Source organism: Bacillota bacterium, assembly GCA_012837335.1.
Taxonomy (GTDB): domain Bacteria; phylum Bacillota; class Limnochordia; order Darwinibacteriales; family DTU012; genus DTU012.
Genome location: DURM01000086.1, coordinates 1 through 1,757, shown reverse-complemented (window position 1 = coordinate 1,757; position 1,757 = coordinate 1). Strand labels below are relative to the sequence as shown.

Below are 1,757 nucleotides of genomic sequence, written 5' to 3'. Positions count from 1 at the left end.
GATTTCATCGAATATTGATTGCATAGAAGATCTCACCTCAGAGTATTGTACTCGTCCGAGCGGGACGGTGAGATCTTCTTCTTTTTTTCTAAGCCGATTTCCTGTCCTACAGTAACTTTACACTAAGAGTTCCTTGACAGCAAAACTTTTCGAAAACTTGTATTTGTGTTTAAATTACCGGCCACCAGCGGTGCTTTTCCGATGTGTCCGCTCCTTTACAGAACGACCCTTTATCAGTGTGGTGGGTACCAGTATTTTCACTGAGTAATCCAAACCTGTTCCAGCAGATGCGCTATCGATTCCCATTAACAAGTACTCGACTCCCAGCCGCCCCATCAGATCGATATTAACCTTTACTGTAGCCAATTCATGCTTCGATGCTATCGGCAGCTCAATTCCATTAAATCCAACTACACTGATATCATCGGGAACACTCAGCCCACGGTCTTCAACTGCCCGAATAGCTCCAAAGGCGCTCCAATCATTGAGGGCAAATACTGCGGTAGGATATTCCTCTGGCTCATATTCAGCCAAAAGTTTTGCCATGCAGTTATATCCACCTTCATATGTCCAATAGCCATACTGAACCGGATACCGGTGGAAATCAAGACCTGCCTCAAACATCGCCCTGTTAAACCCAGTAATCCGCTCCTGAGATGCAGGATACTCAGGAACACCGGCAATTACGGCAATCTTCTCGTGACCGCTTTCGATCAGCATCTTAGCCGCTTGATAGGCTCCATCAACATTATCAATTAAAATGCTGTTGAATCCTGGATAATAATTGTTGACCAACACAGTCGGTATACCCAGCCGCTGGGCTTCCCGATAGATCTCATCTCGGTTTTTGCTGATCAACATTATGCCTGCAGCACTGTCGTTTCCCAGACAGTCTTCTAGTGTCTCATCAGCGTCGATAGTTGTATATATTACTCGGCAGCCCCGCTTTTTGCACTCCCGCTCTACCACATAGAAGAGGTTTGAATTGAATGAGCCGGTAATCCTTTCATCCTTTGTCCCTTCTCTGGGAAGGATAAACATAATGTTATTTTCAGCCAAACTGCCTGTCTTGGGCATTTTCACCCGAGTACCAACACTGGCAGTTTTTTCAACCAAATTATCCTCAACCAGTAGATCCAAAGCTCTGCGAATAGTAGCCCGATCAACCTGCAGCTCACTGCACAATTCTCGTTCCGATGGCAGAAACCCGGAACTTCCATAGTGATTACTCAAAATGAGCATCTTGAGATACTCATACACCTGTCTATATAAAGGCATTTTTGAATTTCGATCTATTACCATCTTCTGACACCCCCTGGTCTCTTCTGCAATGGTGTTAACTGATGGCTCTACCACTAATGATAACATTATTACTGCTGTTTATTGCCACTTGATTGCCGTCACCCTTAAGTGTTGGACCATTATGGATTTGGATGTTCTCCGAATTAGCAATGTAATATAAGCCGCGTTTTGCAAGTTCTTCACCTGTCAAGTCGTACAATCTTAATCCGTTAATGCTGATGTCCTTGGTATTAACCATTATGAACTGATGGGGATTAACAGCGTAATTAATTCGGTCGGGATCTAAATCAACCCTGCGAGCACCAACAGGTTTAACCGCGTCACTGATTTTACAGGCACCATTGATATTCCATGTGATGTTGTTGAAACTGACGTTTTCCACTGGCTTTCCTTCGACGCCTTCAACGTAGCAGCGCCCTCTGCCGGTAACAATGATGTTATCAAAAATAATATTT

General features: G+C 44.1%; 2 protein-coding genes. Both read right to left on the bottom strand.

All coding sequences use genetic code 11. The features are described 5' to 3' along the window. Positions 1-174: 174 nt before the first annotated feature. Complete coding sequence (locus tag GX019_10985) at positions 175-1,302, bottom strand: substrate-binding domain-containing protein (GenBank protein ID HHT37680.1); 1,128 nt, start codon at positions 1,300-1,302, stop codon at positions 175-177. Between the two features lie 34 nt (positions 1,303-1,336). Next, the coding region (locus GX019_10980) for a hypothetical protein (protein HHT37679.1) at positions 1,337-1,757 on the bottom strand (421 nt) is incomplete at its 5' end.

Coding starts and splice junctions, on each gene's coding strand:
- GX019_10985 (HHT37680.1), bottom strand. CDS start 1,302: ATGGTAATAGATCGAAATTCAAAAATGCCTTTATATAGACAGGTGTAT.